This window comes from Paraburkholderia sp. BR10923 (genome assembly GCF_040948765.1).
In the GTDB taxonomy this organism is placed as follows: Bacteria; Pseudomonadota; Gammaproteobacteria; order Burkholderiales; family Burkholderiaceae; genus Paraburkholderia; species Paraburkholderia youngii.
This window is the reverse complement of record NZ_JBFPKO010000012.1, coordinates 62,239-88,495: the sequence shown is the minus strand read 5'-3', so window position 1 is coordinate 88,495 and position 26,257 is coordinate 62,239. Positions and strand designations below refer to the sequence as shown.

Sequence of the window (26,257 nt, the reverse complement as noted above, 5' to 3'; positions counted from 1 at the left end):
GTGTAACTCGCGAAAGTCCATCGAAAGCGGCTTGATGCTGGAATGGTTTAAGCGGCGAAGTCAACGTGGTCAATACCATGCGGCAGGCAATCTACCCTGATCGTCGGGGCGGTATCGGGCGAGCTATCGGGGTCAATTGCCGAAGAAAAGGTTGCAGTAACTTGCTGGGCCGACGCACGAAGATGGCGATGGTTTCGATACATGCCGGACACCGCCGGAAGCTGAGGTGCCGTCGGTCGTGCCACCAGCGTCGCTGTTGTCCGCCTGCTGGCTCTCCTGTGCAGCGACGTTGGTCGTCGTGCCGCCAATGTCACGGTTGCCGGCCTGCTGGCTGTCCTGTGCAGCGATCTTCGCTTCAGCAGCCTGAATTGGCTCGGGATACTTCGTTTGATCGCCGTCGCCCACGTGATAGCCGGCCTGCTCGAGACGGATCAGTTCCGCACGCACCTGCGCACGGGTGACGGGCGCGGTGCCCTGAGCGAAGCTGACGACTGGGCTGGACAGTGCACAGCTAGCGAGGACCATGCATGCAAGGGTCTTCATGATAGAGCTCCTTGATTAACGGCCAACTTAACCGACCAGATACCTAATAGAACACGCAGCAAATTCTAAAAACAGACGGGAAGTTGTTGTTGATATGGGGTATGGAGTCTCGTCCGCGACTCCTTAACTCGGCAAAACGTCGCGCATGTGCGCACTGCGTTTTCCGCGCCGGCCGGTTATAGAGGCGTGCTCACAACAGGCACTCGATAAGAGATAAAGGCAGAGATAAAGGCGAGCCCGTTGCATAGTGATTGACGCGCTCCTTGTGTCAAATTGTCTTGCATTATCACGCCGCGTAACTGTGTCAGTTGTGATTGCGTCGATAGTTTGATGTTCGGCATTAAATGTTCGTTTTCTGGAGTATAAATGTTCGTATTGTCTCCCTTCGCAGCTTACTTACTGAAAAAGACCATGACGCTCGCGGAGCACGCCGGCGTCAGCGCGGTCGAGCAGATGCACTGGGCATGGGCTGCATTGGTCACGCTGACATCGTTCTGGTGGGCGGCGGCCAGCTTTGGGCTAAAACCACCCACCTTCGTGATCCTTCACAACTATTACTTCAGATTTGCCAGGTATGGCTTCCTGGAACTGACGATGGTCAGCCAGGCATTTACCTTACTGCTGCTCGCACCGAGTTTTCGTGCGGCTTTAGGTGCCCTGTTGTTCGGCACTATCCCATTCGCATTTAACATGGCACCACTGCTATTTATTTACCGGCCAGGGGATGTTCGACTGGTATTCGGCTCAGATAATTGGTTATTGCGTCATCGCCTGGTACGTTTGCAACGCTCAGCAACTCATATGTGTAAATGAGGTCGTTCTCGAGGAGGCCCGATCTCAGGCCGCAGCGGCAACGGCGGAGAAGAACCAGTTTATCGCTGCGATAAGCCACGATTTGCGCCAACCGCTCACCACGCCCGGCCTGAAGTTGAGCTTTATCGAGCGGAGCATTAAATCGACCAGTCTGGTCGAAGACGTCTCGAGTCGCGGATATGCAGTCGCCGGCTGAGGCGCAAGGACTGAGGTTGAGACTCCATGATCACCCGTATCTGGTCCGTACGGATCGACATGCGTTGGACAGGATCGTCCGAAATATGATGATCAATGCGGTCCGGTACACGCCGTCCGAGCAGGGAGGCAAGAAGGGACATGTTCTGGTTGGCGCTCCACATCGCGCCCGAGCGACTCGCTAATCCGCCCGATCGCGGCGGCAAGCGACGCTTCCGCCTGGTCATCAGGTGCACCGCAAGGCCATCCGCCAGCAATGCCATTGCAATGCCGGCACCCATGTTGCCCGCGCCGATCACCACGGCGCGACTGGAACACACGCTACGCTGCGTAGCGCATGCGCCTCCATCTCAGCGCGCCGCTTGCGAATAGGCCCTCACCGCCTCGGCGCAAGACGTGGCGAAGGCAGGCACGGGCGGCCCATCGTGCGTCGGCAGAAACCCATCGTCACCGGGTCGTCCTCCAGTACGCCGCGCGCGACGTCCGCACGCATCTGGGCTGTCGACAGTCCGTCGGCCCGGCGAATGGGATGTTCGTGGATCCTCGCGATATATGCGGCGCTTTTGGTACTCATGGTAAGGATTCCTCCGTGGTTCGTGTGCAAAGTCGAGCCAGTGAGGAGCCATCGTGTCGCACGTATAAGGTGACCTTATATCATGTGCCACTGCGAAATTCAAAAATAGTCGGCGAACAGCCCATTAAGTGTTTCTACCATGTAGATTCGGCGCTGAAACGCATATAAGGTTGCCTTATTACGTGGTCCGATCGTGCCGTTGCTCCTTTTCAGAGTCTTTCGTGAACATGATTGCCCAGTCTCCTTTCATCAATCTCCCCTTCCTCGAGCGCAATGTCGAGGTCGTCGAGCGAGCCGACGGCGCGGTCTATATGCGCAGCAAGGTGCCACTTGGTCCGGTCGAGGCGCATCTGCCGGGCGTCCTGAGGCGTCGTGCGGTCGAGCGCGCCGAGCAGCCATGGCTGAAACAGCGCTGCCCGCGCACTGGAGACTGGCGCATGCTCAGGTACGGCGAGGCCTCTTTCCAGGTCGACGCCGTGACTCAGTGGTTGCTGTCACAACGTCTCGAGGGACGCAGCGTGATGGTGCTGAGCGGCAACACCCTCGAACATGCGGTCTTCGAGCTCGCGGCCATGCAGGCGCGCATGCCCTATGTACCAGTGACCCCGGCCTATTCGCTGCTAAGCACCGATTACGCCAAGCTCAAGGCGATGGTCGCGTTGATCAACCCAGCAGTGATCTTCGTGCAAAGCGCGAGCCAGTTCCGCGCGGCGCTGCACGCCGCCGTCGATTTATGTGACGCGCGCGTCATTTACGTCGATGAACCGGCGGATGACATCGACGCCACGGCGTGGGACGCGGTCCTCGCCACGCCGGTGGGCCCGGAGGTGCAGGCGTCGATCGGCGCCATTACGCACGATACGGTGGCCAAGTACCTCTTCACATCAGGCTCGACTGGCGAGCCCAAGGCCGTGCCGGTCACGCAGCGCATGCTGTGCGTGTCGATGGCCATGCACGCGCAGACTGTGCGCCGTAATCCCGCCGCTCCGGAATCCGTGCTGCTCGAATGGCTGCCATGGAGCCACGTGGCAGGCGGTACGGCGATCTTCAACGGCGTCCTGCACGATGGCGGGACGATGTACATCGACGATGGACGCCCTGTGCCCGGCGAGTTTGCGAAGACGCTGCGCAACCTCAAGGAGGTTTCGCCGACAAATTTCAACAGCGTGCCTGCAGGCTACGCCATGCTTGCCGATGCGCTGGAGGCGGACGAGACGTTTGGTCAGCAGTTCTTCCGGCGCCTGCGGCGCCTGACCTCATCTGGCGCCAAGCTTCCCGACAGTCTCTATGAACGTCTGCAAACGCTGGCCGTTCGCCACCGCGGGCACCGCGTTCCGTTTGTGGCCAGCTATGGCTCGACCGAGACGTGCGCTGCCACCACGGTAGTACATTGGCCCACCGGGCAGGCCGGTCTGGTTGGTCTTCCGCAGCCTGGCGTCGAACTGAAACTGGTGCCGCTCGACGAAGAACGCTATGAAATCCGTGCGCGTGCGGCTTCTGTCATGACTGGCTATCTGCAACAGCCGGGGCTGACGCGTCTCGCCTTCGACGACGAAGGCTACTACCGTCTGGGCGATGCCGTGACCTTCGTGGATCGGACAAAACCGGAGGAAGGACTCGCCTTTGCCGGTCGCGTCGCAGAAGAATTCAAACTGCAGTCGGGCATCTTCGTGCGCGTCGGTACGCTGCGCGTCGAGGTAATCAGCAGCGCCGCCCCCCTGCTGCGCGACGCGGAAGTCGCGGGCGCCGATCTGCCTTATGTGGCGCTTCTCGCATGGCCCAACCAGGAAGCATGTCAGGAACGTTTCGGCCTGCGCGACGCGCAGGCGCTTTCCTGCCACGCGCCATTCCACGACGCGTTGCGCGAATCACTGCTGCGCCACAACGGACGTCACACCGGTAGCAGCATGCGCATCCGCCGTGTGATGCTGTTGAACGAACCGCCATCGATCGATGGCGGTGAGATAACCGACAAGGGCTATATCAATCAGCGGGCCGTTCTCGCGCGTCGCGCGGGCGCGATAGCGGCGCTATACGCGGACAAACCCGGCGCTAATGTCGTGACGATCGAAGAATAGTATTCCGAGCTGCCAATCACTGCTACGGCGCATCAGCTGGTGTCCATGCGCGCGGGCCGCGAGTGCCACGGGCATCAAGTATGTCTTGCTGAGCGCCGTTTCGATCCTGCTCTGGGCCGCTGTTCACTATTGGATGGCGGGTTGCAAATACGCACGGCTCAAGGATTCTGAACGGCAATGCAGCCTGCAGGTCAGCCAGAGCTCATGAGTTCCATCCGCCTGACATGACCGCCGGTAGCCATGGTCGTTTAAGGCGGCACCAGGCAAGCGCGCCACGCGAGCTTCTTTGATGACGCTCCCGAATGATTTTATCGGCCACTGGACTTAGGTGAATGCGCATTACTAAGCGTTGCATTGAATTGGATGGATTTAATAAGTTTATGGCGTTTATAACCACGGAGGAGATCGCATGAAACTGAAGGAAATCAGTTGCGCAGCAACGCTGTCGTTGCTGGGCGTCGGACACGCATATGCACAAAGCAGCGTGACGCTATACGGGGTTGTGAATTCAGGCGTCACTTACATTAGCAATAGTGGCGGCCACTCGGTCTGGAAACTCGACAGCGGGATCGACCGGCCAAACGTATGGGGTTTAACCGGCCGGGAAGATCTGGGCAGTGGACTGGCGGCGCTTTTCAAGCTCGAAAGCGGTTTTAACCTGACGAACGGCAACATGACCGCGGCCGGCAAGATTTTCAACCGCGACGCGTACGTCGGCCTGACCAGCAATCAATGGGGGACGGTCAAGATGGGGCAGATGTTCGACTACCTGTACCGCGACGTGACGTTCTATACGAATGGCGTGCAATTTGCACCTGCCTATTCGTTCCACCTCTCCTATGACATCGACCGCACCGCTGGCGAAGCGGTTGCGAACGCCGTCGACTACGAGACGCCGAACTATCGCGGCCTCCGGGCAGGCGTCATGTACGGGTTCAGCAACGGCAATTCCAACCATGTGTTGAGCACCGGGCTCTCCTATGCGCCGCAGGGGTTGATGGGTCCTTTCTCTGGATCGCTGGCATACACGCGCACCAATGGGAGCTCGTCACCGACGACCGACGCAACGATTGCCCAAATCGTGTTCCACGGCGATAAGGTTTATACGGTCGCCGCGGGCGCGCGTCTCCAGGTTGCCAACAATGCGTACTTGAACGCTGTGTATTCGTACACGAACCTGACGCTTCCGCTCGGTTCGTCGATGATTACTCAGGATTTCGAAATTGGCGGAAAGTATGAGTTCGCACCGGATCTGCATGCTGGCGTCGGCTATTCGTACTTCATGCAGCGCGGCGTGAACGTCCAGGGCCTGACGCCGACGCAGAAATTCGGCATTGCCAGCGCAGGGATTGACTACCTGCTGTCGAAGCGGACCAGTATCTACGCGTTCGGCACGTTCCAGCACGCCTTCGCCGGCAACCAGCCGGCCGGCAACTTCCTCGTGACCGGCGCACCGGTCTTCGGTCCAGTGGCCGGCACCGGCATCGGGCCGACGGGGGCGGCTGCCGGGTTTTCGAGCGGCAGCAACCAGGCCGCAGTGCAGATCGGGATCAGGCAGATGTTCTAAGCACCGCAGCCTTCGGGCCGGCGCTCTTTATCCCATACACGTAGCTATGTTACGTGCCGGGCCTCCCGGGACTCCGGCACTTGAACCCGCACAAGGAGAAAACATGACCTTTTCACTCTATCGCAAGCTGGTATTGTCCGCGTCGATTACCGCCCTGAGCATCAGCTTCGCGGCCCAGACTCAGGCCAAGCCTGCCAGTGCGCCGGCCGCAGCGTCCTCATCGGCTCCGGCCGCCTCGATGACGAAAGCCGAGATCAAGGCACAACGCAAAGCAGCGCGCAAGGAACAGCGGGCAGCGAAGAATGCTGAACTGAAGAGAGTCGGGGCACAGGGCGGTCAGAGCGATTCGTATACGGACTATCCGGACAAGGCTCAGAACCCCCCGGCTAAAGTGCCTGCCGGAGCGAGCCACTAAGTGGTTCACTGCTTGCGCAAAAAGGCGGACCCGTTCGCCTTTTTTGCATCCGCGGAGCTTTTGCACTTCAACCTCGCGCTAGTGGATTGTCTCCGAGCGAGCGCGCTGCAAAATACGGCTCGAAGCATCCCACAGCGACGCAACGAGCGTCATTGGCAAGCACATCGCCACGTATCGCTCGGGCTGTTCCGTCAGGGCCCAATGTCGAAACAGGTCGACAATCCCACGTAGTCTTATCGGATCCATGCGCTCTCCGGTCGGTACATACCCGAATTCCTGACCATTAAAAACTAAGGCAACCTTCCAATCAACTACTTGATCGACCATTAATTGGCTTTGCATTTGTGTCGTTTACATAGATTGGATTAACCATGAGTTTGACTGTTGCACCAGAGTCCGGAGTCACGTTGCCGTTTACGAGCCGTGAATTTCGCAATGCCATGGGTCAGTTTGCGACTGGTGTTGTCGTTGTCACCGCTAACACGGAGGGCGAAGTCCACGCAATGACGGCCAACTCGTTTATGTCCGGCTCGCTCGAACCTCCGCTTGTTCTGGTTTCGATCGCGAAATCAGCAAAAATGCACGAACGGATAACCAAAGCGCAGAGCTTTGGCATCAGCATCCTGGCTCAGGATCAGGAATGGTGCTCAAACCATTTCGCGGGCAAAACCCATCCTGTCCTGGTGCCCATTTTCGTACAACTTGAACATGTACCAATCGTGGAAGGCGCAAACGTTCAGGTTGCGACCGTTCTCCGTCACGCCTATGAGTGTGGCGATCACACACTGTTCGTGGGCGAGGTCACGGCGCTTGTTCAAGACCAAGGTCCGGCACCGCCACTAGTTTTCCACGCGGGCAAATACGCTGCGATCGCGGGCGCCAACTGATACACAGCAAGATCAGGCCAACATTCCCCAGCAGGAGACGCAATTGCTGAGCAAAGAGAAGAACGAGCTACTGATCGCGACGTCGAAAGGCACACCGATGGGTGAGTTCCTGCGTCGCTATTGGCATCCGATTGCCGGGGTTTCGGAATTCGATACCAGGTTGATCAAGCCAATGCGTCTCTTTGGTGAAGATCTGGTTCTATACCGGGATTTGAGCGGCAATTACGGCCTTCTCGATCGTCATTGTGTGCATCGTCGTGCGAGTCTCCAATTTGGCTACGTTGAGGACAAAGGCATCCGCTGTGCCTATCACGGCTGGAAATTCGAGGCGGATGGCAAGTGCTCCGAGCGTCCCTACGAAGATACAGCGGTTCCCGACGCGACGGCCAGAGCCGGTCTCAAGATCACGAGCTACCCGGTCAGGGTCGCAGGCGGCATGCTTTGGACCTATATGGGTCCGATTGAGACGATGCCCGAATTGCCTGTTTGGGAGCCCTTCAATTGGCAAAACGGGTTTTGCCAGATCGTGACCTCGGTCATCAATTGCAACTGGCTCCAGTGCCAGGAGAATTCGATCGACCCTATTCATTTCGAATGGCAGCACTCGAATTATTCGGTGCGTCGCATGGGGGGCACGAAAGAGAAATACGTTCCCAGGCACACAGCACTCGATTTCACAGAGTTCGAATTCGGTTATCAGTATAAGCGGCAGCGCACGGACACCAATGCTGAGCATCCGCTATGGACCACGGGCCGCGTCTGTCTGTACCCAAATGGGTTCTTCCTCGGTGAGCACTTCGAATGGCGCGTGCCGGTCGATGACGGGCATACCCTGAGTATTTCCTGGTTTTATCTTCCAGTTCCGGCTGAAGCACGGCCCTATGTACAGGACCAGATCCCGACGTGGGAATCGCCTGTCATGGATGCGAATGGCAAATACCATGATTCGCATATTCTGAACCAGGATTTCATGGCTTGGGTCGGGCAAGGTACGATTGCCGATCGCACGAAAGAGGTTTTGGGTTCAAGCGACAAGGGCGTGGTAATGCTGCGTCGCCGGTTCGAGGCCGACCTTCAGGCGATTGCGGAAGGTCGCGATCCGAAGGGACTGATCCGCGAACCGGAACAAGCCAAAAATGTGAGCCTGCCTGTCGCGTTCCCCGATGAACAACTTAAGGCCGTACCTCGCGAGCAGTGGATGCAGAATGAGAATTTTAAACGCCACCTCACGAATTTTGTTTTCTCGATCGGTCAGCCACCTGAGGTATTGCGCCAGTTGAAAGACGCAATCGGAGTCGAGTAAAACACATTAAAGGGGAGGTTAGGGCCGTGAGCCCCGCCAAACGGACGTCGTCATGCTTCAAAAGCCGGACGACCAACCTGCCAGCAGACCCTTCCGGCTGATACGCCCCAAGTGCATTAGATCAGAGCACTTGCCAGAGTAACTTGCTGGGCTTTACTTCGGCGGGCATAACATTGCTCAGGCTTCTTGATGATCAGAGATCGAGTGTGAGCGTCGGGCTCGCACTGCGCGAGCAACAGACGAGCATACATTGACGCTCGGCCTTCTCTTCGGCCGACAGGAGTTTGTCCGCGTGGCTCGGTGTGCCGTCAATGACCTTGACCTCACACATTCCGCAGGTACCTTGCATGCAGCCGTATTGAACGTCCACGTTATGGTCGAGCAGCACGTCGAGAATCGACCGATCCTCAGGTATCCGATAAGTTGCCCCCGACTTCGCGAGCACGACATCGAATTCGGAAACCCCGCCAGTGGATGGAGGCTCCGCAGCCGAGAACCGTTCAAGATGAACTTGCGATCCAGGCTTTGATGACGCCGCGGCCTCGAACGCGTCGAGCATACCGGTGGGACCGCAGCAGTAGACGTGGGCGTCAGCCGGTGATTCGGCGATCACCGTCGCCATGTTCACGCGCGTGCCGCCGGGGATCTCATCAAAATAGGTGTAGAGCCGTCCCCCAGTTGAGCCCTGCACAAACCGCTCGATCTCCTTGAGGTAGGCCGCGTGTTGTCGGTCGCGCGCCGAGTAATGGAGATGCCATTCGCGGCCCAGCGCCTCTAGCTGGCGAACGATCGACCAGATCGGGGTGATGCCGATGCCGCCAGCGAAGAGAATGCTGACACGGGCACCCGGATCGACCGGAAACAGATTGCGAGGCGTGCTGATCTTCGTTAGGTCGCCGACACGCATCGCATCATGGACGTATTGCGACGCGCCCCTGCTGTTCGCGTCCCTTGCGATCGCGATTTCGTAGACCCGGGGCGTTCCTTGTGCGCTGACAATGGAATAAGAGCGGGACAGCCGTGAGCCCAGCCTGATATCAATGTGTGACCCGGCCTCGGCTTTCGGCAAATCGGAGCCATCCACGCGCTCGAGCACCAGACTGATAGTATTTTTCGACTCCCAAGTCATGGACTTGATTCGCACATCGATAAAAGAATCGTCACTCAAGTTACACCTGTAAAAGCGATAGTTTTCAGAAGATCGGGGGCAGGGGCGGCGGCGTTGCATCGTCCGCTACTTAAATCAGATTGTCCGGAAGGTTTAGCAGCCCAGCATTTCCGCTCTCGATTCGTCGACACAGACTATCGATGAGCGGCATTTGACGCTGCATCCAAACTTCGGCCAGTGCGAGTTTGCGAATCCGCGTCCGGTCGTCAACGAAGCGCGTCGTTCGACCGTCTGTTACGATGGCCGCAATTTCCGCCCACATCCATCCGAGATAGAGCACCCCGACAGCGGTCATCAGATCGTATGCCCCTGCCTCGAGCGCCCCCATATTACGGGCGCTCATGTGTGTCAGGCGTTCCAACGATATTTCCAGGCGTTGCAACGCGTACTCGAGTGGCTGCAAATAATCATCGAGCCTTTTATCTTGGGAATGCCGGGCAATAAATTCGGAAATCGCGGTCGCAAAATGGTTCCACATACGTCTGTCGTGGGCCATGATTTTTCGGCTCGCCAGATCGGACGCGTGGATACCATTCGCGCCTTCGTAAATCTGCGTGATTCGCGAATTACGGACCAATCGCTCGATTCCATAGTCTTTGACGTAACCGTGACCGCCGAAAACCTGCTGGCATGCGACAGTGGTCTCGAAACCCCGGTCGGTGAAAAACGCTTTCATCACCGGAGTGAGCAGATCAAGAATATCAGCCGCTTTCTGACGTGCTGCCCTGTCGCTCAAATATCGGGCTTCGGATTGCAGTACGGCGGCCTTCATTGCACCCGCACGTGCGCCCTCGGCAAATGCCGATGATTCGAGCAGTAAGCGTCGAACATCCGGATGTGCGATAAGCGGATCGGCAACCGTTTTCGTGTCACGAGAGCTGCTGGCCGCGCGTCCTGAACGACGTTCGCGAGCATATTCCACCGCATTCTGGCGCGCGATCTCCGCATGGCCGATACCCGATACGGCGGTACCGACACGAGCGTAATTCATCAGGTGGAACATTGGCGCCATGTTGGCCGTCGTTCCCTGACCTTCGGTGCTCTCTATGCGGTAGCCAACGGCGTTTTCGAAATCCAGCGCACAGGTGGCACTCGCTTCGATACCCATCTTGTGCTCGATTGAACGCACGTGCAACCCATTGCGATCACCTAGTGCGCCCGTCTGCGGATCGATGTTCTGCTTCGATACGAGAAACACGTTCACCGCGCTCAGGCTCTGAGGAACACGCCCCTCTTCGTCCACGGCTTTCGCGAGCACAATGTGGACAATGTTGTCCGTCAGATCATGGTCGCCGCCGGAGATGAAAATCTTGTTGCCGGTAATGCGCCACGTTCCGTCTTCCTGAGGCACAGCGCGTGTCGTGATCTGACGCAGATCCGTACCGGCTTGTGGCTCCGTCATGCTCATGGTCGCCGTCCATTCGCCGCTCGCGAGTTTGGGCACCACGTGCGTCTTGATCCAGTCCGGAGCAAGTGTGCCCAGCATATACGCCGCAGGTGAGCAGAAACTGCCGTACATCGAAAATGAATGACCGGTTGCGGCACGCATTTCCGAAATCGGCACCGACATAACGGGCGGCAAGCCACCTCCACCGAGTTCGGCTGCGAGGCTCAATGAATGCCAACCCGCTTCGCGGTACGCATCCCATGCGGCCTTGAATCCGGCCGGAGTCGAAACCTGGCCGCCGTGAAAATGCGCGCCTGCCTCATCCGCCTTCTGATCAAGCGGGTGCAGCACTTCTTCGTGAAAAGTGGCGGCTGCCTCGATAACGGCGGACGTGAAATCGGGTGTGAGATCCGTAAAACCAGGAAGATCGGTCCGGTCTTCGATCTTTAGGAAATCATGAAGAATGAAAAGCCAGTCCTTGGCCGGGGCTCGATAGTTCGCCATCGTTTAATCAGAAATTTTAATATCGGAAATACGAGCCGCATCGGCTCCCGCGAGTTCAACCAACAGATCAGCAGGTTTGAATACGTCACCGTGCTTTTCGAGTGCGGCGAGTCGGCGCACCAGTTCGGGCAGGCCGATCTGGTCCGCGTAGTACATCGGTCCGCCCTTCCAGTCGGGCCAACCGTAACCCAGTTGCCAGATCAGATCGATGTCGGACGCGCGATCAACGATGCCCTCTTCGAGAAGTTTCGCGCCCTCATTGATCATTGGGAGAATCAGGCGATCGTGCACTTCCTGATCGGAAATCGCGCGTCGTTCGATTCCTTCGACGCACGATGCTTCCTCGATCAAAGTCGTGACCTCCGGATCGATTAGCGGCCGCTTCTTGCCCGGTTCGTAGCGATAGAAGCCACGGCCGGCGCGCAAGCCCGTGCGCCCCCGGTTATACAGTTCATCCAGTAGCCAGTCTTTCTGACCGCGACGCTGGCGCGATCGGTACATGAGTTCAATGCCGCCCGTCATGTCCTGGAGTTCAAACGTACCCATCGGAAGGCCGACCTCGCGCAGCACACGATCTACCTGTTCGGGGAGCGCACCCTCGAGCAGCAGACGCGATGCCTGACGTTCGCGCGCGATCATCAGACGGTTGCCAACAAAGCCGTCACATACGCCGACCGGGACGGCCGTCTTTTTGATTTGAGCCGAAAACTGGAGCGCGGCATCGAGCGTGACCGCCGATGTCGTGTCTGTGTGGACGACCTCGACGAGCTTCATCAGGTTGGCCGGATTGAAGAAATGCAGGCCAATTACCGATTGCGGACGCGTCGTCGCCGCGGCAATCCGGTCGATGTCGAGGGTCGAGGTATTGGTCGCCAGAAGCGCCGAAGGCGATGCATATTGATCGATTTCGGCAAATAGTTTCTGCTTGACCTCCATGTCTTCGAACACGGCTTCGATTACGACATCAGCGCTCGCAATTGCCGATAGATCTCGATCCGCCGTCAACACCGCGAGTCGCGCATCGCGCTCGTTTTCGGTCAGCCTTCCCCGCTCCACGTCACGGTTCAGTGATTCCGTGATACGGGTGACCGCGTTCTCGAGCGAGTCGTCCGACTGATCAATCAGTCGGACCGATAGTCCGGCATTGAGAAGGGCAGTCGCGATGCCGATCCCCATATTGCCACTACCGATGACCGCGCCCCGCTCGAACAGCCGCGGCTGATCCGAAATCCGACACTCGAGCGCGGTATACGCGGCTTTCGTATATTCGCGTGCGGCGTTCGCACGTACGGTCGTGAAAGCCGGGGCGGGTGGTCCATCCTGAGTCGGCATCGAATGCAGAATGACCTCATCGCCAATATTGAGGCTTCGAACATCCGCGTCGGTGACCACCGAATTGATGAGCAATCCTTCTTCCAGTTCGATGATTGCCGGTGCCAGAGGCTTGGGGCTGCGTTCAACGATTGAATAGGAATAGATGGTGCCGCGCCCAGACAATGAGTGCCATTCGGTTTTTTCACTGCCGCAGAATGGGCAGTGCGAACGCGGATAATAATGCAACGTATCGCAGTCTTGACAGTGTTTCGCCAGTAGCTGACCCGAACGCATTGCCTCCCAAAAGGGCTCGTCGCCCGGAAACAGAACAGGTGCCGGAGGCAAATTCCGCTTTTGCGCCATATGATTACTCCGCTTTCAGAATGAGGGTGCCCGCGGCGTGTGCGCTCGCCAGATTGCCGCCCGTGCCATGTGCGAGTACGAAATCGCGGTTTTTGACCTGGACCGCAGGATGCGCTTGACCCCGAGACTGGCGCACCGCCTCGAGAATCTTGGTCATGCCACCTTTATTGCCCGGATGGTTGTTGCACAGGCCCCCGCCATCGGTATTGAACGGGAGCTTGCCGACGCCCGAAATGAGATTGCCGTCCATTACGAACTTGCCACCGTCTCCCTTGGCGCAGAAACCGAGGTCTTCGAGCTGGATCAGCACCGTGATCGTGAAGCTGTCGTAGAGCGATGCATATCCGATATCCCGGGGTGTGATCCCGGCCTCGGCAAATGCGTTGGCCCCCGATCGAGCGCCCGCCGAAGTCAGTAGATCGATTCTCCCGGCGTCAGGATGCTTGACGGCGGCGCCAGTTCCAACAACCGCAACTTTCGGACGCTTCAGCTGGGCCGCAATTGCGGGATTCACGATCACGAGCGCGCCGCCCCCGTCGGTGACAACGCAACAATCGAGACGGTGCAGCGGATCGGCAACCATCGGTGAGCTGAGTACATCATCCACGGTCACAACTTCACGGTGCACCGCGTTTGGATTGTGCTGCGCGTGATGGGAAGCCGCGACCCTGACCCACGCCAGTTGCTTGCTCGTGGTACCGAATTCGTGCATATGGCGACGCGCAACCATCGCATAGCCGTACATCGGGGGAGGAGGCACCGCCGACTGGAAAGCCAGATTTGGCATCGTCGAGCGATCGACACCCGCAAGCGCAGTACCCGTGCCCGACGAGAGTGGGCGATCTGCCATTGTCACAAGGGCGACATTGCAGTGACCGGCGCGGATCGCTTCAACCGCGTGCGCCACGTGTAAAAGATACGCTGAACCCCCGCTCTCGGTGGTATCGATGTGCCGCAGATTACGCAGACCAATGTATTCAGCCATGGTGAGACCTCCAAGACCCGGAGCGTCCGCACCACAGAAATAACCATCGACATCATCGAGAGTCAGGCCCGCATCCTTGAGCGCGCCTAGCGCAACCTGCGCATGAAGCTGTGCCGTCGAGATCCCGTCAGCACGACGCACGGGATGCTCATAGATACCAGCAATGTACGCACCACCTTTACTACCCATGGGGAGGCTCCTTGGATCCGGTCATTATTAGTAAGGTTACTTTATATAGTACGATTCTCCATCAAAGCCGGACTCCATGATAGCAAGGGTTTGTACCGAATTCACGGCTATCTATAGGTAATATAGGCTTATGATTGATCCATCCACGACTAACGCGGTCTCACTCTATGTCAAACACTGAAACCCTGATACAGGTCGAACGCGAAGGCGATGTCGCGCTCGTGAAGCTCAACCGCGCGACGAAGCGCAATGCGATCAACGATGCATTGCTCGATGAACTGAATATGATCTTCGTATCCGGTCTCGAAGGCGCACGCGCTGTGATCCTTCACGGCGAAGGTGAGCATTTCTGTGCCGGCCTCGACCTCTTCGAACTGATGGCGAATCGAAGTTCCGACGTGATTGTGAGCCAGCGCCGTTCGCGTCGATGGTATCGAACGTTCGACCTGATGCAGTTCGGTGAAATTCCGGTTATCAGTGTGCTCAAGGGCGGCGTGATCGGCGGAGGCTTCGAACTCGCGGCTGCCACGCATGTGCGCGTCGCAGAAAAATCGACATTCTTCCAGTTGCCCGAAGGGCAACGCGGCATTTTCCTCGGTGGCGGCGGATCGGTTCGCATTCCTCGTTTGATCGGCGCATCCCGCGTCACCGAAATGATGCTCACGGGTAGCACGTTCGACGCTTTGGCGGCCGAGCGCATGGGTGTCGCGCACTATGTGACGGAAGATGGCGCAGGTCTTGCCAAGGCGCGCGAACTCGCGTCCAGAATCGTGGCCAATGCAGCGGCCACGAATTACGCGATTATCAACGGTATCACCCGCATTTCGGAAATGCCGCTTGGCGAGGGCCTGTTTGCCGAAACGATGGTGACGACGATGACACGAGCCGCCAACACCGGTGCCGACAAGCGCATCACCGATTTCTTCAACGAACGTCGCAATCAAACCCAAGATTGATTCACAAGGAGACATCATGCCTTCTAAAGCGGACAATGATTTGTTGACCCGCGTATGCGGCGACGCTCCGATGGGAAAAATGTTGCGCCAGCATTGGTGGATGCCGGTGGCGCTATCCGACAAACTCGAAGCGGACGGCAAGCCCGTACGTATTCGCCTGTTTGGTGAAAACTATGTCGCGTTTCGCGACACTGACGGCAAGATCGGTTTTTTTGACGAGGCGTGCCCGCATCGGGGCGCGTCGCTGGCACTTGGCCGCAATGAGGAAAATGGCTTGCGCTGCATTTTCCACGGTTGGAAATTCAACGCCGAAGGCGTGACCGTTGCGGTGCCGACTCAACCCAACAACGAAGCCGAGTATTGCAAGCACGTGCCGCTCAGGCACTACCCGGTGCGCGAAGAAGGCGGCATGGTCTGGGCATGGCTCGGTCAGGGAGACCAGGCCCCGGCGTTCCCCGAATTGCCGTGCGTCGGGCTCCCGCGCGAAAACTTCGTGGTCTTCCGTCAAAAAGTGAATGCCAACTGGCTACAGGGCGTCGAGACGACCATGGATTCCGCGCACCTGGGTGTCCTGCACCAGGAGTGGCTCAAGGGGTTCGGTGATATTGAGCTTTCATCCGCGAATATGGCTCCGGTTTATCACATCGCGCAGAAACCGTTTGGCTTTCGCTACGCGGCGGTCCGCGCGTTGAAAGAAAACCGTTCGTATGTGCGCGTCAACTCTTTCGTCATGCCGTGGTATGGCGTTATCTCTGGGAATAATTCGGGGATCAGGGGCGGTTCGATGTTTTTCTCCGTGCCGATCGATGACGAAAATATCTGGTACTACCAGCTCACGTATCGCACGGACGGTAAGCTGGTCTTGAATCCGACGCTCGTATTCGACGACGCCGATTCGTGGCCCCCGCTGCCTCTGGGACCGGCTGAGGACAACTGGGGTCAAGATCGTGAGGCCATGAAGAACGGTCACTTTACGGGCTTCACGCAGATGCTGGGAACCGAGGATTTCGCGGTCATCATGAGCATGGGACCGATTTCCGACCGGACGAAGGAATATCTGGGTGCCGGTGACGGTGCTGTCCTGGCGGTTCGTCGTTGCCTCATGAATTCCCTCAAGGAGTTCATGAACGGCGATACCCCGAAGCTCGCACGTCACGCAGAGATCGACTACAAGAGCGCAGCCCCGGCGTCGGGTACGTTCGAAGACGAAGCCGGATGGCGTGCGCTGCTCTGAAATAGATTCGAAATTTACGTACATAAAGCTCGGTGATGAAAATTGCCGGGTACTTTTGTCATGTGCTGTTCAAGACTCACCTTTTTGGCTATGACGACTGATCTGAAAGACGCCCCGTTTCGCCATGTCCCGTTTTTGCCTCGTGACATTAACCTCGAGCAGCGCAAAGACGGGACATTGATTCTCAGGAGCAGTATTGAACTCAAATCAGCGGTGCCGCATGTCCCGTTCCTGTTGCATCGGAGCGCCGATCGTCGTCCTGATCATCCGTGGCTGGTTCAACGACGCGGACCTGATAACGAATGGCAAGCACTGACCTACGGTCAAGGGCGATCGCAGATTCAGGCCGCGACTCAATTTTTGCTCGATCTGAACAAGCACGGTCAGACCGTGATGGTACTAAGCGAGAATTCGCCGGAGCATGGCGTTATCGAAATCGCGGCGATGCAAGCGCATATGTCATATTCGCCGATCACGACTGCATATTCCTTGCTGAGTGGCGATCACGAGAAGCTGAAGGCGATGGCCGCACTTCTCGAACCGGCTGTGATTTTCGTCCAGAGCGGCAAGCGTTATGAGCGGGCCGTCAAGGCAATCGATGATCAAGCACTCGTAATCTGCGTCGAAGATCCGATCGATGCACCTAATGTCGTGACCTGGGATCAGGTGATCGCGACCGAAGCAACGGATCAGGTACGCATTTCGATTGATTCGATCAAGCCGGATACGATTGCCAAGTATCAATTCACGTCAGGATCGACCGGGACTCCGAAGGCCGTGATTGTGACGCAGCGTATGCTCACGGTCTCGCTGATGATGACGGAACAGATGTTCGCGTGGGAGCCGGGCGCAATGCCGGAAACGGTGCTGCTCGAATGGCTTCCATGGTCGCACGTTGCCGGCGGTCACTCGATCTTCAACTGCGTGCTTGAGGAATGCGGCACGATGTACCTCGATGATGGCCGGCCGACACCGGCCGAATTCGCGAAGACGTTGCGCAATCTGCGCGAGGTCTCGCCGTCACGTTTCAGTGGCGTTCCTGTCGCATATGCGATGCTTGTCGATGCATTGCAAAAGGACCCGGAACTTGGATCCGCAATGTTCAGCAATATGCAGCGTATGACGTATTCGGGCTCCCGTCTGCCGGACGCGACGTATGAGGCTATGCAACGCGAAGCCATCAAGTACTCGGGCCGCAAGATTCCGTTCGTTTCGGCTTACGGTTCGACCGAGACCTCAGCCGCTGTGACGTACGTGCATTGGGCAACCGATCGCACGGGTATGATCGGACTTCCCCATCCGGGCGTCGAAATCAAGCTCGTACCGCTCGAGGATGGGACCCGCTATGAAATCCGGGTCCGTAGTGAAGCCGTGACACCCGGCTATTTGAAAAACCCGGAGCTGACGGCGCAGGCATTCGATGATGAAGGCTTTTTTATCATGGGCGACGCGGCGACATTTGTCGATCCAGAGCATCCCGAAGAAGGGATGGTATTTGCGGGTCGGGTGGCAGAAGAATTCAAACTTATGTCCGGTATTTTCGTTCGCGTTTCGTGTCTCAAAGCTGATTGTGTCAGCGCGTGTGCCCCTCTCGTGCGCGACATGGTGATCACGGGCGCCGATCGTCCCTATGTAGGGGCACTCGCGTGGCTGAACATCGAAGCCTGCAATATGTATCTGAAACAGAGTGGCCTCGGGTTTTCCGATCTGGTAAAGAATCCGGATATCAGGCGCGCGCTCCGTTCCGCACTCCAGGCGCATAATGAGCGCAACCCCGGGTCCAGCATGAAGATGAAGCGCCTGTGGCTGCTGGAGGAGCCGGCGTCCATGGATCGGGGGGAGACTAACGATAAGGGTTACATCAATCAGCGGAAGGTCCTGGAATCGAGGGCAACTGAAGTCCAAGCGCTTTACGATGTTGTCGAGGCCCCGAATCTGATAGTGATAGAGGCTTAAGCATCGGTAAAGGCCTCTTGGTTGATCATACAAGAGGCCTTTATCGATAGACCTCGCCAGCGTTTTCTCCCCGGTGTCTGCATTTCGCACACTACTCGACGTGCTGTTCGAACTCGATCCGCGTAGCCTCGCTCGATACGCCCAGGTTGCATTCGTCAACAACAAGGGCATCAACAATCTCGGCCTGAACATAAGCGACGGTGCGACCACGCTGTTTGCTCCGTCTGTCACGACGGTCGGCGTGAACACCGGCATTCGCACGCTGTTCTGATCGCGCGTCGTAACTGATCTAGGTTGAAGCAGTAACGAAGCCAGACTTATCTCACGATAAGTCTGGCTTTCTTATTACTCGATGCGCTGCGTAGGTGAACACCCCTACTCATCGATTGAATTTCGACTGATAGTATTCATAAGGTTACTTGTTTGTCTCGGATTACCCGACGCTTCCGCAACGTCGCATCAAGATAAGTGGAATCGGCTCTGTAACCGAGACTCGGGCGAAACCTTATTATCAGGCACGGTGATGAAATACGAAGGAAAGCGATCGATTGAAGTTCCGGGCGTGACTCATGGGCAGACGCCCATTCCGATGGGTGCCAGAAAGGGTAACTTCATCTTTTCGTCAGGCATCGCGGGTAAAGATCCGCAGACGGATACGCTGCCTGAAGATGCGCAATCGCAGGCTAAATTCGCGTTCCAGAATATGCGGACGCTCGTCGAAGCAGGTGGCGGTACCGTCAACGATATTGTGCGTGTCACGGTATTTCTCAAAGACGGATCGCTTCGTCCGATCGTCAACCCACCTTGGCTTGAAATGTTTCCTGATCCTGAAGATCGTCCGGCGCGTCACGCCCAGATCGTGGATCTGCCGGGCGGCATGCAGATCCAGCTCGAAGTGATCGCAGTGCTCGGTGATTAGGTATTCAGAATTCAGTTCCAAGGAGGTGTGCTATGACTAAAGACGAGAACGAATTGTTGACCAGGGTCTCGGGCGACGCTCCGATGGGTCAAATGATTCGCCAGAACTGGTGGATTCCGGCGCTGCGTTCGGCGTCGCTCGTCGCTAGCGGAAGACCTGAGCGTGTGCGACTCTTCGGTCAGAATTTCGTAGCTTTCCGTGGTGATAATGGCAAGGTCGGCTTCTTTGACGAAGCTTGCCCGCACCGTGGTGCTTCGCTGGCACTCGCCCGCAACGAAGACAACGCGCTGCGTTGTATCTTCCACGGCTGGAAATTCAATTCCGAAGGCGTGACTGTCGCGGTGCCGACGCAGCCAAATAATGAAGCTGAGTATTGCAAACACGTGCCGCTCAGGCACTATCCGACTCAGGAAGCGGGTGGCATCGCGTGGGTATATCTCGGACAGGGCGAACCCCCGAAATTCGCTGATTTGCCGTTCGTGGGCTTGCCCGCCGATCAGGTGGTGGTGCATCGTCAGCGCCTCGAATGCAACTGGCTGCAAGCGGTCGAGACCACGATGGACTCGGCGCACGTCGGTGTTCTCCACCAGTCGTGGCTCGAATACGAAATGACCAATGCCTCGGTCAACCAGGCTCCAGTCTACAAAATCAGGCAGAAGGAATACGGCTTCCGTTACGCGGCTGTACGCGCACTCGGAGATGGCAGGTCATATGTGCGCACCAATTCGTTCGTCATGCCATGGTACGGCATGATTTCACCGCGTAAGGCCGGTGACACCACGCGCTCGCAGATGTTCTTCTCTGTGCCTATTGATGACGAGAACACGTGGTATTGGCACATGACGTTCATCCTGGACAAGCCAGTTCCGCACGAAGATTACATCTTTCCCGCCGATCGCGACAACTGGCCTCCGGTTTCGTCGCGTTCGGCCGACGATCTCTGGGGCCAGGATCGCGAAGCGATGAAGAACGGTCACTTTTCTGGCTTCCCGCAAACGCTTGGTACCGAAGATTTCGCAATCCTTCTCAGTATGGGTAGGCTCCAGGATCGCACCAAAGAATATCTCGGTGCCGGTGATGGTGCGGTGATGCAGGTCCGTCGCTGCCTGATGAATTCGTTAACCGAATTTTCGGCAGGTTCAGTGCCGAAACTCGCACAGCACGAAAAGATCGACTATAGGTCGGTCATGCCGCTGGGCGGCGTCTACGAGAACGACCAGCAATGGCAAACAACCTTGTAATTTGAAATCTTTTCCCTACGAGTCATATCCAAAATGTCACTTATCATCGATTCGCATGCTCACGTCGTGATTCCAGGCGAAAGCTATAAATTCATGGCCGAACTCGCGTCTCACCGCGCTAATCCGCACGTCGGTGTGCCCAGGTTGAGCGATGACGCGGTGCGCAAAGCCGGTCAGACGATCATCGAGATCATGGATCGTGTCGGTACGGACATTCAGTTCCTGTCGCCGCGTCCGTACATGCAGATGCATTCGATCAAGCCCGCGAAGGTGACGGCGCTATGGACGAAGCACATGAACGATCTGGTTCACCGGACCGCCGAAATGTGGCCCACGCGTTTTCGCAAGGTAGCAGGTTTGCCGCAGTACCGTAATGAAAGCCCGGTCAACTGCCTCGCAGAACTCGAATTCCGCGTAAAGGAGCAGGGTTTTATCGGTTGTCTGCTGAATCCGGATCCGACCGAAGGCGATGACACGCCGCCCCCAGGACTGGGGGATTCGTTTTGGTTCCCGCTGTATGAAAAGCTGTGCGAACTCGATATTCCTGCGCTGATCCACTCAGCCGGCAGTTGTCAGCCGCGCGAGTCGTACACCCTGAAATTTATCAACGAAGAAAGTATCGCCATTCTGTCGCTGATGGAATCGGACGTGTTCGATCGTTTCCCGAACCTGAAGCTGATCGTCCCGCACGCCGGCGGCGCAATTCCGTACCAGATCGGCCGCTTCCGTGCCTGGAACATCCGTCGCGGTGTGATGCCGTTCGAGCAAAAGCTGCGTCAACTCCACTACGACACCACCAATTACGACAAGGATTCGCTCGAACTCCTGATCAAAAAGGTGGGTGCGGATCGGGTACTGTTCGCCACTGAAAAGCCAGGCACCGGCAGCGCCGTCGACCCGGAAACGGGTCTGGACCTCGACGATCTGAAGCCGGTTATCGAATCGATGGCCATGCTCTCGCAAGAGGACAAGAACAACATCTTCCGCTGCAACTGCATGAAGCTGTACTCGCGTTTTCGTACCGGCGAATAGTAATCGATCGGCAGAGAAACGCAGCGCGGGACATCTGTCCCGCGCTTTGTCGTAAGCAAATTCGGAATTGATTAAACATCATGGCCAAAATCGTTGCTGGCGTCGCGACTTCTCATACGCCCCTTCTGACGCTCGGTGCTGCACAATGGATTCATCGGGCAAATGTCGATTATGAAAACCCGGAGCTCAACACGTCCGATGGACGGTTGATGACGTATTCGCAGTTGCTGACTGAAGTAGGTCCGCGCTACGAGAACGAAGTGGATGTTCCGACGCTGGCCAAAAAGGAGCAGCAATGCAATGACGCGCTAGACAAGCTCGCGGCATTCGTTGCTCAAGTCAAGCCCGATGTCGCGATCATCGTCGGCGACGATCAGGCAGAACTTTTCAACAGCGCCAACCAACCGGCGTTCGCGATCTACCACGGACAGACCGCATACACGATCGACAAGCTCCAGGAGCCGACGACGCCTGATTGGCTACGTACGGTGCGCAAAGGCTATATGCTCGATCAGGTCCACGGATTGCCTTGTGATCCCCAGATGGCGCTCACGTTGATCAAAGGACTGATCGATGAAGAGGTGGATGTCGCGGCTTCGGACCACGTGGAGGACCCACTGGACAAGGGTTTTGGTCATGCCTATGGCTTCGTGGTCAAACGTCTGTTTGCCGGTCTCCCGATTCCGATCGTACCGGTGCTGTTGAATACCTATTTCAGTCCGAACGTCCCATCCTCGCGTCGTTGCTACAACGTGGGCCGTGCAATTCGTCGTGTGGTCGAAGCGATCCCGGGTGACCAGCGCGTAATGGTCATCGCGAGCGGCGGTCTGAGCCACTTCGTGGTCGATGAACCGCTCGACCGTCAGATCATTGCGGCCTTCGAGAACAAGGACGCCGATTTTCTCCAGAGCATCCCGCGAGGTGCACTCAATTCCGGTTCCTCGGAAATTCTGAACTGGGTAACGGTGGCGGGCGCGCTCGAGCACCTGAATGTGCAGAGTGCCGAGTATTTCCCGCTTAGGCGAACTCCCGCAGGTACCGGCGTCGGCGCAGGGTTTGTTACCTGGGCGTAAAGGGCAGCAAATAAAAGAATGAATTAATCGATATAAATGCTCAGATTCTGAGCGTAACAGGAGACTGAAGATGTCCACCGCAGAAGCAACCCGGATTTCGACCCGGAGTCGAGGTTACGAGCGATGGTTGTTGTTTTTGCTCGTTCTAATCTATGCATCCAGTATGACGGATCGCATTCTGGTCGCAATCGTCGGTCCGGTGCTCAAACGTGAAATGGGGCTTTCCGATTTCCAGCTTGGTTTGCTCAGCGGTCTCGCGTTCTCGATTTTCTACGCGACGCTCGGTATTCCAATTGGGCGACTGGCTGAACGTTATAACCGCAAGTTGATGATCTCGGTTTCGATTGTTGCCTGGTCGCTGATGACGATGCTTTGCGGTACCGCAGGTAGCTTCGCTTCGATGATGGTCTACCGTCTTGGCGTCGGTATCGGTGAAGCGGGCTCGACCCCGACTTCGCACTCGCTGCTTTCGGATCAGTTTCCACCGTCCAAGCGTGCAACCGTTTACGGTATCTACGCACTGGGACCGGCAGTTGGCGTTTTCATTGGCGCATTCGGCGGTGGTACGATTGCCCACCTTTATGGTTGGCGCATGGCGTTCTACGCATTCGGTTTCCCGGGTATCATCCTGGGCCTGATTGCTTATTTCACGCTGCGTGAACCGAAGCGTGGCAACTTCGACTCCATCGAGTCCAGGCATGTTCCGGCGCTCAAGGAAGTCCTTGCCGCGTTCGTGCGTGAAAAGCCGTTCTGGCAAATGTCTCTCGGTATCGTGACGACCTCGATTTCGATTTACGGAACGTTCATGTTCCAATCGATCTATATGGGTCGCACGTTTGGCCTGAATATGCAACAGGCGGGATTGACGCTTGCGATCGTCAATGGCGTTGGCGCATTCGTCGGCGGCTTGATCGGTGGCTATGGTTCGGACTGGATGGCGAAACGTGACCGTCGTTGGTACGGCTGGATTCCGGCGGTCGGATCGCTTTTGGGTATTCCGTTCACGATCATTTCATTTACGTCGATGAACTTCGCGGTCTCCACCGTCGCAATGTTCTTGATGGCGACTTCGCTGAACGTGTGGAACGGTCCTTCGTTTTCGGTGATTCACAGCCGACTCGAACCGCGTATGCGCGCCACGGCTTCGGCACTCGTGTTCCTGCTGATGAACCTTGTCGGCCAAGGTCTGGGACCGGCATGGGTGGGCTGGATGAGCGACAGGTTCGCATCGAACATCTTTACCGGTAGCGGTGATTATGCGGCGGCCTGCAAGGCTCCGATCGCTGACGCAGTGGCAGCATCGTGCCACGTGGCGGGTACACAAGGTCTGCGGTATGCAATGATTGCCCCGATCATCATGGTCGCGATCGCAACGTGGTCGTTCTTTGCCGCGGCGAGGAGTATCGGGCGCTCGAAGTGATTTGAATCCGGGTAACAAGAACCCCCGCTTCGGCGCCAATGCCGTTCAGTTAATGTTCTTTCTACTGTACCGTACTGACTAACGCGAAGGGCGGGATTTGACGACCCGGTCGCATGCGCGCCCGGGTCGTTTTTCGTGTTTTCCACAAGATCCAGCAGACCGAGCTTGTAACGCAAGTACCAGCGGACACACACGATGATCACATCGGGGTCGAAGTGACGACCTGCGAACAATTCCTCCGGGCTTTTCGGCTTGCTCATGGTCGGCTCTCTATTTGTTCAGTCCGACACGCTAACCGATTAGCCGGAGCGAGAGGAGAACAAAGGATGACGAAGGAGAACATTCAGGCCATCGCCGCGCGTCTGCGCGAAGCGGAACGTAACCGCGAAGCGATCGATCCGGTGCGCCGCGAGGTCGCACTGGGCGGCAATCCGCTGGGCGGCATACCGCTGGACGACATGGCGACCGCCTACGCGGTACAGCAGGCCAACGTCGATGCACGCGTGGAAGCAGGCGAGCGCATCGTCGGCCGCAAGATCGGCCTGACCTCGCTGCCGGTGCAGAAACAGCTCGGCGTGGACCAGCCCGATTTCGGCGCGCTGTTTGCCAGCATGGCCTACGGCGACCAGCAGCCGATTCAACTGGCCGGTCTGATCCAGCCGAAGGTCGAAGCCGAGATCGCACTCGTGCTCAGGCGGGACCTGACGTGCGACAAGCACACCTATGCAGACCTGATCAACGCCACCGATTACGCGCTGGCCGCGATCGAAGTGGTGGACAGCCGCATCCGTGGCTGGGATATCCGGTTCGTCGATACCGTGGCCGATAACGCCTCGAGCGCGGCCTTCGTGGTCGGCAGCCGCCCGGTACCGCTCGCGGATCTCGATCTGTTCAAGGCCGCCATGACGCTCGAACGCGACGGCGAAGTGCTGTCGCAGGGAAGCGGCGCGGCCTGCCTTGGCAATCCGCTCAATGCCGCGATCTGGCTGGCCGACCGCATGGTTCGGCTCGGTACGCCGCTGCGCGCCGGCGATGTGGTGCTGACGGGCGCGCTGGGACCGATGGTCGCGGTCACGCAGCCCGGTACCTATACGGCGCAGATCGAAGGCCTCGGCAGCGTGCGCACGACCTTCGCATAACAGGTCATTGCTCAGGTCTCGTCAACCAATTCTTCAGGATTCTGGAAAACACATGGCTTCGGCAAGACTCAAGGCCGCGATCATCGGGTCCGGCAATATCGGCACCGATCTCATGATCAAGATCATGCGGCACGGCAAGCATCTGGAAATGGGCGCGATGGTCGGCATCGACCAGAACTCGGACGGCCTCGCACGCGCCGCGCGTCTGAACGTGGCGACCACGTACGAGGGCGTGCGGGGTCTGGTGAACCTGCCGATGTTCAAGGACATCGACGTGCTGTTCGACGCCACCTCGGCAGGAGCGCACGTGAAAAACGACGCCTTCCTGCGCCAGCACAAGCCCGGCATCCGCGTGATCGACTTGACGCCGGCGGCCGTCGGCCCGTATTGCGTGCCGGTGGTGAACCTCGAAGCGCACCTGGCAGCGCCGAACGTCAACATGGTGACCTGCGGCGGCCAGGCCACGATCCCGATGGTGGCGGCCGTATCGCGCGTGGCCAAGGTGCACTACGCCGAGATCGTCGCCTCGATCAGCAGCAAGTCGGCCGGCCCGGGTACGCGCGCCAATATCGACGAATTTACCGAAACGACCTCGAAGGCCATCGAAGTGGTCGGCGGTGCCACCAAGGGCAAGGCCATCATCATCCTGAACCCGGCCGAGCCGCCGCTGATGATGCGCGACACGGTGTATGTGCTGTCCGAAGCGATCAGTCAGGCCGAAGTCGAAGCCTCGGTCGAGCAGATGGCCAAAGCCGTCAATGCCTATGTGCCTGGCTACCGCCTCAAGCAGAAGGTGCAGTTCGACGTGATCCCCGAGAGCGCGCCGCTCACTATCCCGGGCCTCGGCAAATTCAGCGGTCTCAAGACCTCGATCTTTCTCGAAGTGGAAGGCGCGGCGCACTACCTGCCAGCCTATGCCGGCAACCTCGACATCATGACCTCGGCGGCGCTGGCAACGGCGGAGCGCATTGCGGCTTCGGTAGCGGCGGCATAAGGGACTAT

General features: G+C 57.6%; 24 protein-coding genes and 1 pseudogene. 17 read left to right on the top strand and 8 right to left on the bottom strand.

Features of this window, described 5'->3' with window-relative positions; all coding sequences use genetic code 11:
• Positions 1-132: 132 nt before the first annotated feature.
• Positions 133-543 (bottom strand): DUF4148 domain-containing protein, encoded by a 411-nt coding sequence (locus tag AB3X94_RS22585; protein WP_368612771.1) that lies wholly within the window; start codon positions 541-543, stop codon positions 133-135.
• A 366-nt stretch (positions 544-909) separates the two neighbouring features.
• Between AB3X94_RS22585 and AB3X94_RS22580 the strand changes: the two genes are divergently transcribed.
• Complete coding sequence (locus tag AB3X94_RS22580; RefSeq protein WP_368612770.1) at positions 910-1,356, top strand: hypothetical protein; 447 nt, start codon at positions 910-912, stop codon at positions 1,354-1,356.
• Between the two features lie 137 nt (positions 1,357-1,493).
• Here the strand turns inward: AB3X94_RS22580 and AB3X94_RS22575 are convergent, their stop codons facing one another.
• Both AB3X94_RS22575 and AB3X94_RS22570 read right to left on the bottom strand, forming a co-directional pair.
• Entirely contained in the window at positions 1,494-1,850 is a 357-nt protein-coding gene (locus tag AB3X94_RS22575; protein WP_368612822.1) for a hypothetical protein, read from the bottom strand.
• A gap of 77 nt (positions 1,851-1,927) precedes the next feature.
• Positions 1,928-2,125 (bottom strand): hypothetical protein, encoded by a 198-nt coding sequence (locus tag AB3X94_RS22570; RefSeq protein WP_368612769.1) that lies wholly within the window; start codon positions 2,123-2,125, stop codon positions 1,928-1,930.
• 227 nt (positions 2,126-2,352) lie between these two features.
• Between AB3X94_RS22570 and AB3X94_RS22565 the strand changes: the two genes are divergently transcribed.
• The 5 genes from AB3X94_RS22565 (at position 2,353) to AB3X94_RS22545 (ending at position 8,375) form a co-directional block, all read left to right on the top strand.
• Entirely contained in the window at positions 2,353-4,203 is a 1,851-nt protein-coding gene (locus tag AB3X94_RS22565) for an AMP-binding protein (protein ID WP_368612821.1), read from the top strand.
• 409 nt (positions 4,204-4,612) lie between these two features.
• Positions 4,613-5,770, top strand: coding sequence for a porin (locus tag AB3X94_RS22560; protein WP_176111626.1), 1,158 nt, complete (start codon positions 4,613-4,615; stop codon positions 5,768-5,770).
• Between the two features lie 103 nt (positions 5,771-5,873).
• A complete protein-coding gene (locus AB3X94_RS22555) occupies positions 5,874-6,185 on the top strand; it encodes a hypothetical protein (RefSeq protein WP_176110690.1) in 312 nt (103 codons plus the stop codon).
• 371 nt (positions 6,186-6,556) lie between these two features.
• On the top strand, positions 6,557-7,072 hold the full coding sequence (locus AB3X94_RS22550; RefSeq protein ID WP_176111627.1) for a flavin reductase family protein: 516 nt from the start codon (positions 6,557-6,559) through the stop codon (positions 7,070-7,072).
• Positions 7,073-7,115: 43 nt separating this feature from the next.
• The gene (locus AB3X94_RS22545; protein WP_176111628.1) at positions 7,116-8,375 is read left to right on the top strand and encodes an aromatic ring-hydroxylating dioxygenase subunit alpha; all 1,260 of its coding nucleotides are present in this window, start codon (positions 7,116-7,118) and stop codon (positions 8,373-8,375) included.
• Positions 8,376-8,568: 193 nt separating this feature from the next.
• Here the strand turns inward: AB3X94_RS22545 and AB3X94_RS22540 are convergent, their stop codons facing one another.
• From AB3X94_RS22540 to AB3X94_RS22525, 4 genes are all read right to left on the bottom strand, one after another.
• A complete protein-coding gene (locus AB3X94_RS22540; RefSeq protein WP_246392336.1) occupies positions 8,569-9,543 on the bottom strand; it encodes a PDR/VanB family oxidoreductase in 975 nt (324 codons plus the stop codon).
• Between the two features lie 70 nt (positions 9,544-9,613).
• Complete coding sequence (locus AB3X94_RS22535) at positions 9,614-11,434, bottom strand: acyl-CoA dehydrogenase family protein (protein ID WP_368612768.1); 1,821 nt, start codon at positions 11,432-11,434, stop codon at positions 9,614-9,616.
• A 3-nt stretch (positions 11,435-11,437) separates the two neighbouring features.
• Entirely contained in the window at positions 11,438-13,111 is a 1,674-nt protein-coding gene (locus AB3X94_RS22530; protein WP_368612767.1) for a 3-hydroxyacyl-CoA dehydrogenase NAD-binding domain-containing protein, read from the bottom strand.
• A 4-nt stretch (positions 13,112-13,115) separates the two neighbouring features.
• The gene (locus tag AB3X94_RS22525; protein ID WP_176380447.1) at positions 13,116-14,285 is read right to left on the bottom strand and encodes a thiolase domain-containing protein; all 1,170 of its coding nucleotides are present in this window, start codon (positions 14,283-14,285) and stop codon (positions 13,116-13,118) included.
• Between the two features lie 167 nt (positions 14,286-14,452).
• On the opposite strand from AB3X94_RS22525, the gene AB3X94_RS22520 reads away from it, so the two are divergent.
• The 9 genes from AB3X94_RS22520 (at position 14,453) to AB3X94_RS22480 (ending at position 24,116) form a co-directional block, all read left to right on the top strand.
• Positions 14,453-15,241 (top strand): crotonase/enoyl-CoA hydratase family protein, encoded by a 789-nt coding sequence (locus AB3X94_RS22520; protein ID WP_368612766.1) that lies wholly within the window; start codon positions 14,453-14,455, stop codon positions 15,239-15,241.
• A 16-nt stretch (positions 15,242-15,257) separates the two neighbouring features.
• A complete protein-coding gene (locus tag AB3X94_RS22515; RefSeq protein ID WP_368612765.1) occupies positions 15,258-16,475 on the top strand; it encodes a Rieske 2Fe-2S domain-containing protein in 1,218 nt (405 codons plus the stop codon).
• Between the two features lie 90 nt (positions 16,476-16,565).
• On the top strand, positions 16,566-18,431 hold the full coding sequence (locus AB3X94_RS22510) for an AMP-binding protein (RefSeq protein WP_176112004.1): 1,866 nt from the start codon (positions 16,566-16,568) through the stop codon (positions 18,429-18,431).
• 73 nt (positions 18,432-18,504) lie between these two features.
• The gene (locus tag AB3X94_RS22505; protein WP_176111634.1) at positions 18,505-18,702 is read left to right on the top strand and encodes a hypothetical protein; all 198 of its coding nucleotides are present in this window, start codon (positions 18,505-18,507) and stop codon (positions 18,700-18,702) included.
• Between the two features lie 252 nt (positions 18,703-18,954).
• Positions 18,955-19,350, top strand: coding sequence for a RidA family protein (locus AB3X94_RS22500; protein WP_176111635.1), 396 nt, complete (start codon positions 18,955-18,957; stop codon positions 19,348-19,350).
• 32 nt (positions 19,351-19,382) lie between these two features.
• A complete protein-coding gene (locus AB3X94_RS22495) occupies positions 19,383-20,591 on the top strand; it encodes a Rieske 2Fe-2S domain-containing protein (RefSeq protein ID WP_368612764.1) in 1,209 nt (402 codons plus the stop codon).
• Between the two features lie 33 nt (positions 20,592-20,624).
• A complete protein-coding gene (locus AB3X94_RS22490) occupies positions 20,625-21,623 on the top strand; it encodes an amidohydrolase family protein (protein WP_368612763.1) in 999 nt (332 codons plus the stop codon).
• Positions 21,624-21,703: 80 nt separating this feature from the next.
• The gene (locus AB3X94_RS22485; protein ID WP_368612762.1) at positions 21,704-22,696 is read left to right on the top strand and encodes a protocatechuate 3,4-dioxygenase; all 993 of its coding nucleotides are present in this window, start codon (positions 21,704-21,706) and stop codon (positions 22,694-22,696) included.
• Between the two features lie 70 nt (positions 22,697-22,766).
• Positions 22,767-24,116, top strand: a complete 1,350-nt coding sequence (locus AB3X94_RS22480) for a spinster family MFS transporter (protein ID WP_368612761.1) — start codon at positions 22,767-22,769, stop codon at positions 24,114-24,116.
• Positions 24,117-24,256: 140 nt separating this feature from the next.
• Here the strand turns inward: AB3X94_RS22480 and AB3X94_RS22475 are convergent.
• A pseudogene (locus AB3X94_RS22475) lies at positions 24,257-24,376 on the bottom strand (IS6 family transposase); the annotation flags it as partial.
• 66 nt (positions 24,377-24,442) lie between these two features.
• On the opposite strand from AB3X94_RS22475, the gene AB3X94_RS22470 reads away from it, so the two are divergent.
• Together AB3X94_RS22470 and AB3X94_RS22465 are read left to right on the top strand one after the other, a co-directional pair.
• Positions 24,443-25,255: a 2-keto-4-pentenoate hydratase gene (locus tag AB3X94_RS22470; RefSeq protein ID WP_368612760.1), complete on the top strand. Its 813-nt coding sequence runs from the start codon at positions 24,443-24,445 to the stop codon at positions 25,253-25,255.
• Between the two features lie 52 nt (positions 25,256-25,307).
• Positions 25,308-26,249: an acetaldehyde dehydrogenase (acetylating) gene (locus tag AB3X94_RS22465; protein WP_368612759.1), complete on the top strand. Its 942-nt coding sequence runs from the start codon at positions 25,308-25,310 to the stop codon at positions 26,247-26,249.
• Positions 26,250-26,257: the final 8 nt, after the last annotated feature.

What these genes read in the sequence shown, in the direction of transcription:
- AB3X94_RS22485 (WP_368612762.1), top strand. Translation starts at nt 21,704, where the DNA reads ATGGCCAAAATCGTTGCTGGCGTCGCGACTTCTCATACGCCCCTTCTG.
- AB3X94_RS22565 (WP_368612821.1), top strand. Translation starts at nt 2,353, where the DNA reads ATGATTGCCCAGTCTCCTTTCATCAATCTCCCCTTCCTCGAGCGCAAT.
- AB3X94_RS22530 (WP_368612767.1), bottom strand. Translation starts at nt 13,111, where the DNA reads ATGGCGCAAAAGCGGAATTTGCCTCCGGCACCTGTTCTGTTTCCGGGC.
- AB3X94_RS22490 (WP_368612763.1), top strand. Translation starts at nt 20,625, where the DNA reads ATGTCACTTATCATCGATTCGCATGCTCACGTCGTGATTCCAGGCGAA.
- AB3X94_RS22510 (WP_176112004.1), top strand. Translation starts at nt 16,566, where the DNA reads ATGACGACTGATCTGAAAGACGCCCCGTTTCGCCATGTCCCGTTTTTG.
- AB3X94_RS22470 (WP_368612760.1), top strand. Translation starts at nt 24,443, where the DNA reads ATGACGAAGGAGAACATTCAGGCCATCGCCGCGCGTCTGCGCGAAGCG.
- AB3X94_RS22500 (WP_176111635.1), top strand. Translation starts at nt 18,955, where the DNA reads ATGAAATACGAAGGAAAGCGATCGATTGAAGTTCCGGGCGTGACTCAT.
- AB3X94_RS22570 (WP_368612769.1), bottom strand. Translation starts at nt 2,125, where the DNA reads ATGAGTACCAAAAGCGCCGCATATATCGCGAGGATCCACGAACATCCC.
- AB3X94_RS22580 (WP_368612770.1), top strand. Translation starts at nt 910, where the DNA reads ATGTTCGTATTGTCTCCCTTCGCAGCTTACTTACTGAAAAAGACCATG.
- AB3X94_RS22520 (WP_368612766.1), top strand. Translation starts at nt 14,453, where the DNA reads ATGTCAAACACTGAAACCCTGATACAGGTCGAACGCGAAGGCGATGTC.
- AB3X94_RS22515 (WP_368612765.1), top strand. Translation starts at nt 15,258, where the DNA reads ATGCCTTCTAAAGCGGACAATGATTTGTTGACCCGCGTATGCGGCGAC.
- AB3X94_RS22550 (WP_176111627.1), top strand. Translation starts at nt 6,557, where the DNA reads ATGAGTTTGACTGTTGCACCAGAGTCCGGAGTCACGTTGCCGTTTACG.
- AB3X94_RS22560 (WP_176111626.1), top strand. Translation starts at nt 4,613, where the DNA reads ATGAAACTGAAGGAAATCAGTTGCGCAGCAACGCTGTCGTTGCTGGGC.
- AB3X94_RS22495 (WP_368612764.1), top strand. Translation starts at nt 19,383, where the DNA reads ATGACTAAAGACGAGAACGAATTGTTGACCAGGGTCTCGGGCGACGCT.
- AB3X94_RS22585 (WP_368612771.1), bottom strand. Translation starts at nt 543, where the DNA reads ATGAAGACCCTTGCATGCATGGTCCTCGCTAGCTGTGCACTGTCCAGC.
- AB3X94_RS22525 (WP_176380447.1), bottom strand. Translation starts at nt 14,285, where the DNA reads ATGGGTAGTAAAGGTGGTGCGTACATTGCTGGTATCTATGAGCATCCC.
- AB3X94_RS22535 (WP_368612768.1), bottom strand. Translation starts at nt 11,434, where the DNA reads ATGGCGAACTATCGAGCCCCGGCCAAGGACTGGCTTTTCATTCTTCAT.
- AB3X94_RS22555 (WP_176110690.1), top strand. Translation starts at nt 5,874, where the DNA reads ATGACCTTTTCACTCTATCGCAAGCTGGTATTGTCCGCGTCGATTACC.
- AB3X94_RS22480 (WP_368612761.1), top strand. Translation starts at nt 22,767, where the DNA reads ATGTCCACCGCAGAAGCAACCCGGATTTCGACCCGGAGTCGAGGTTAC.
- AB3X94_RS22465 (WP_368612759.1), top strand. Translation starts at nt 25,308, where the DNA reads ATGGCTTCGGCAAGACTCAAGGCCGCGATCATCGGGTCCGGCAATATC.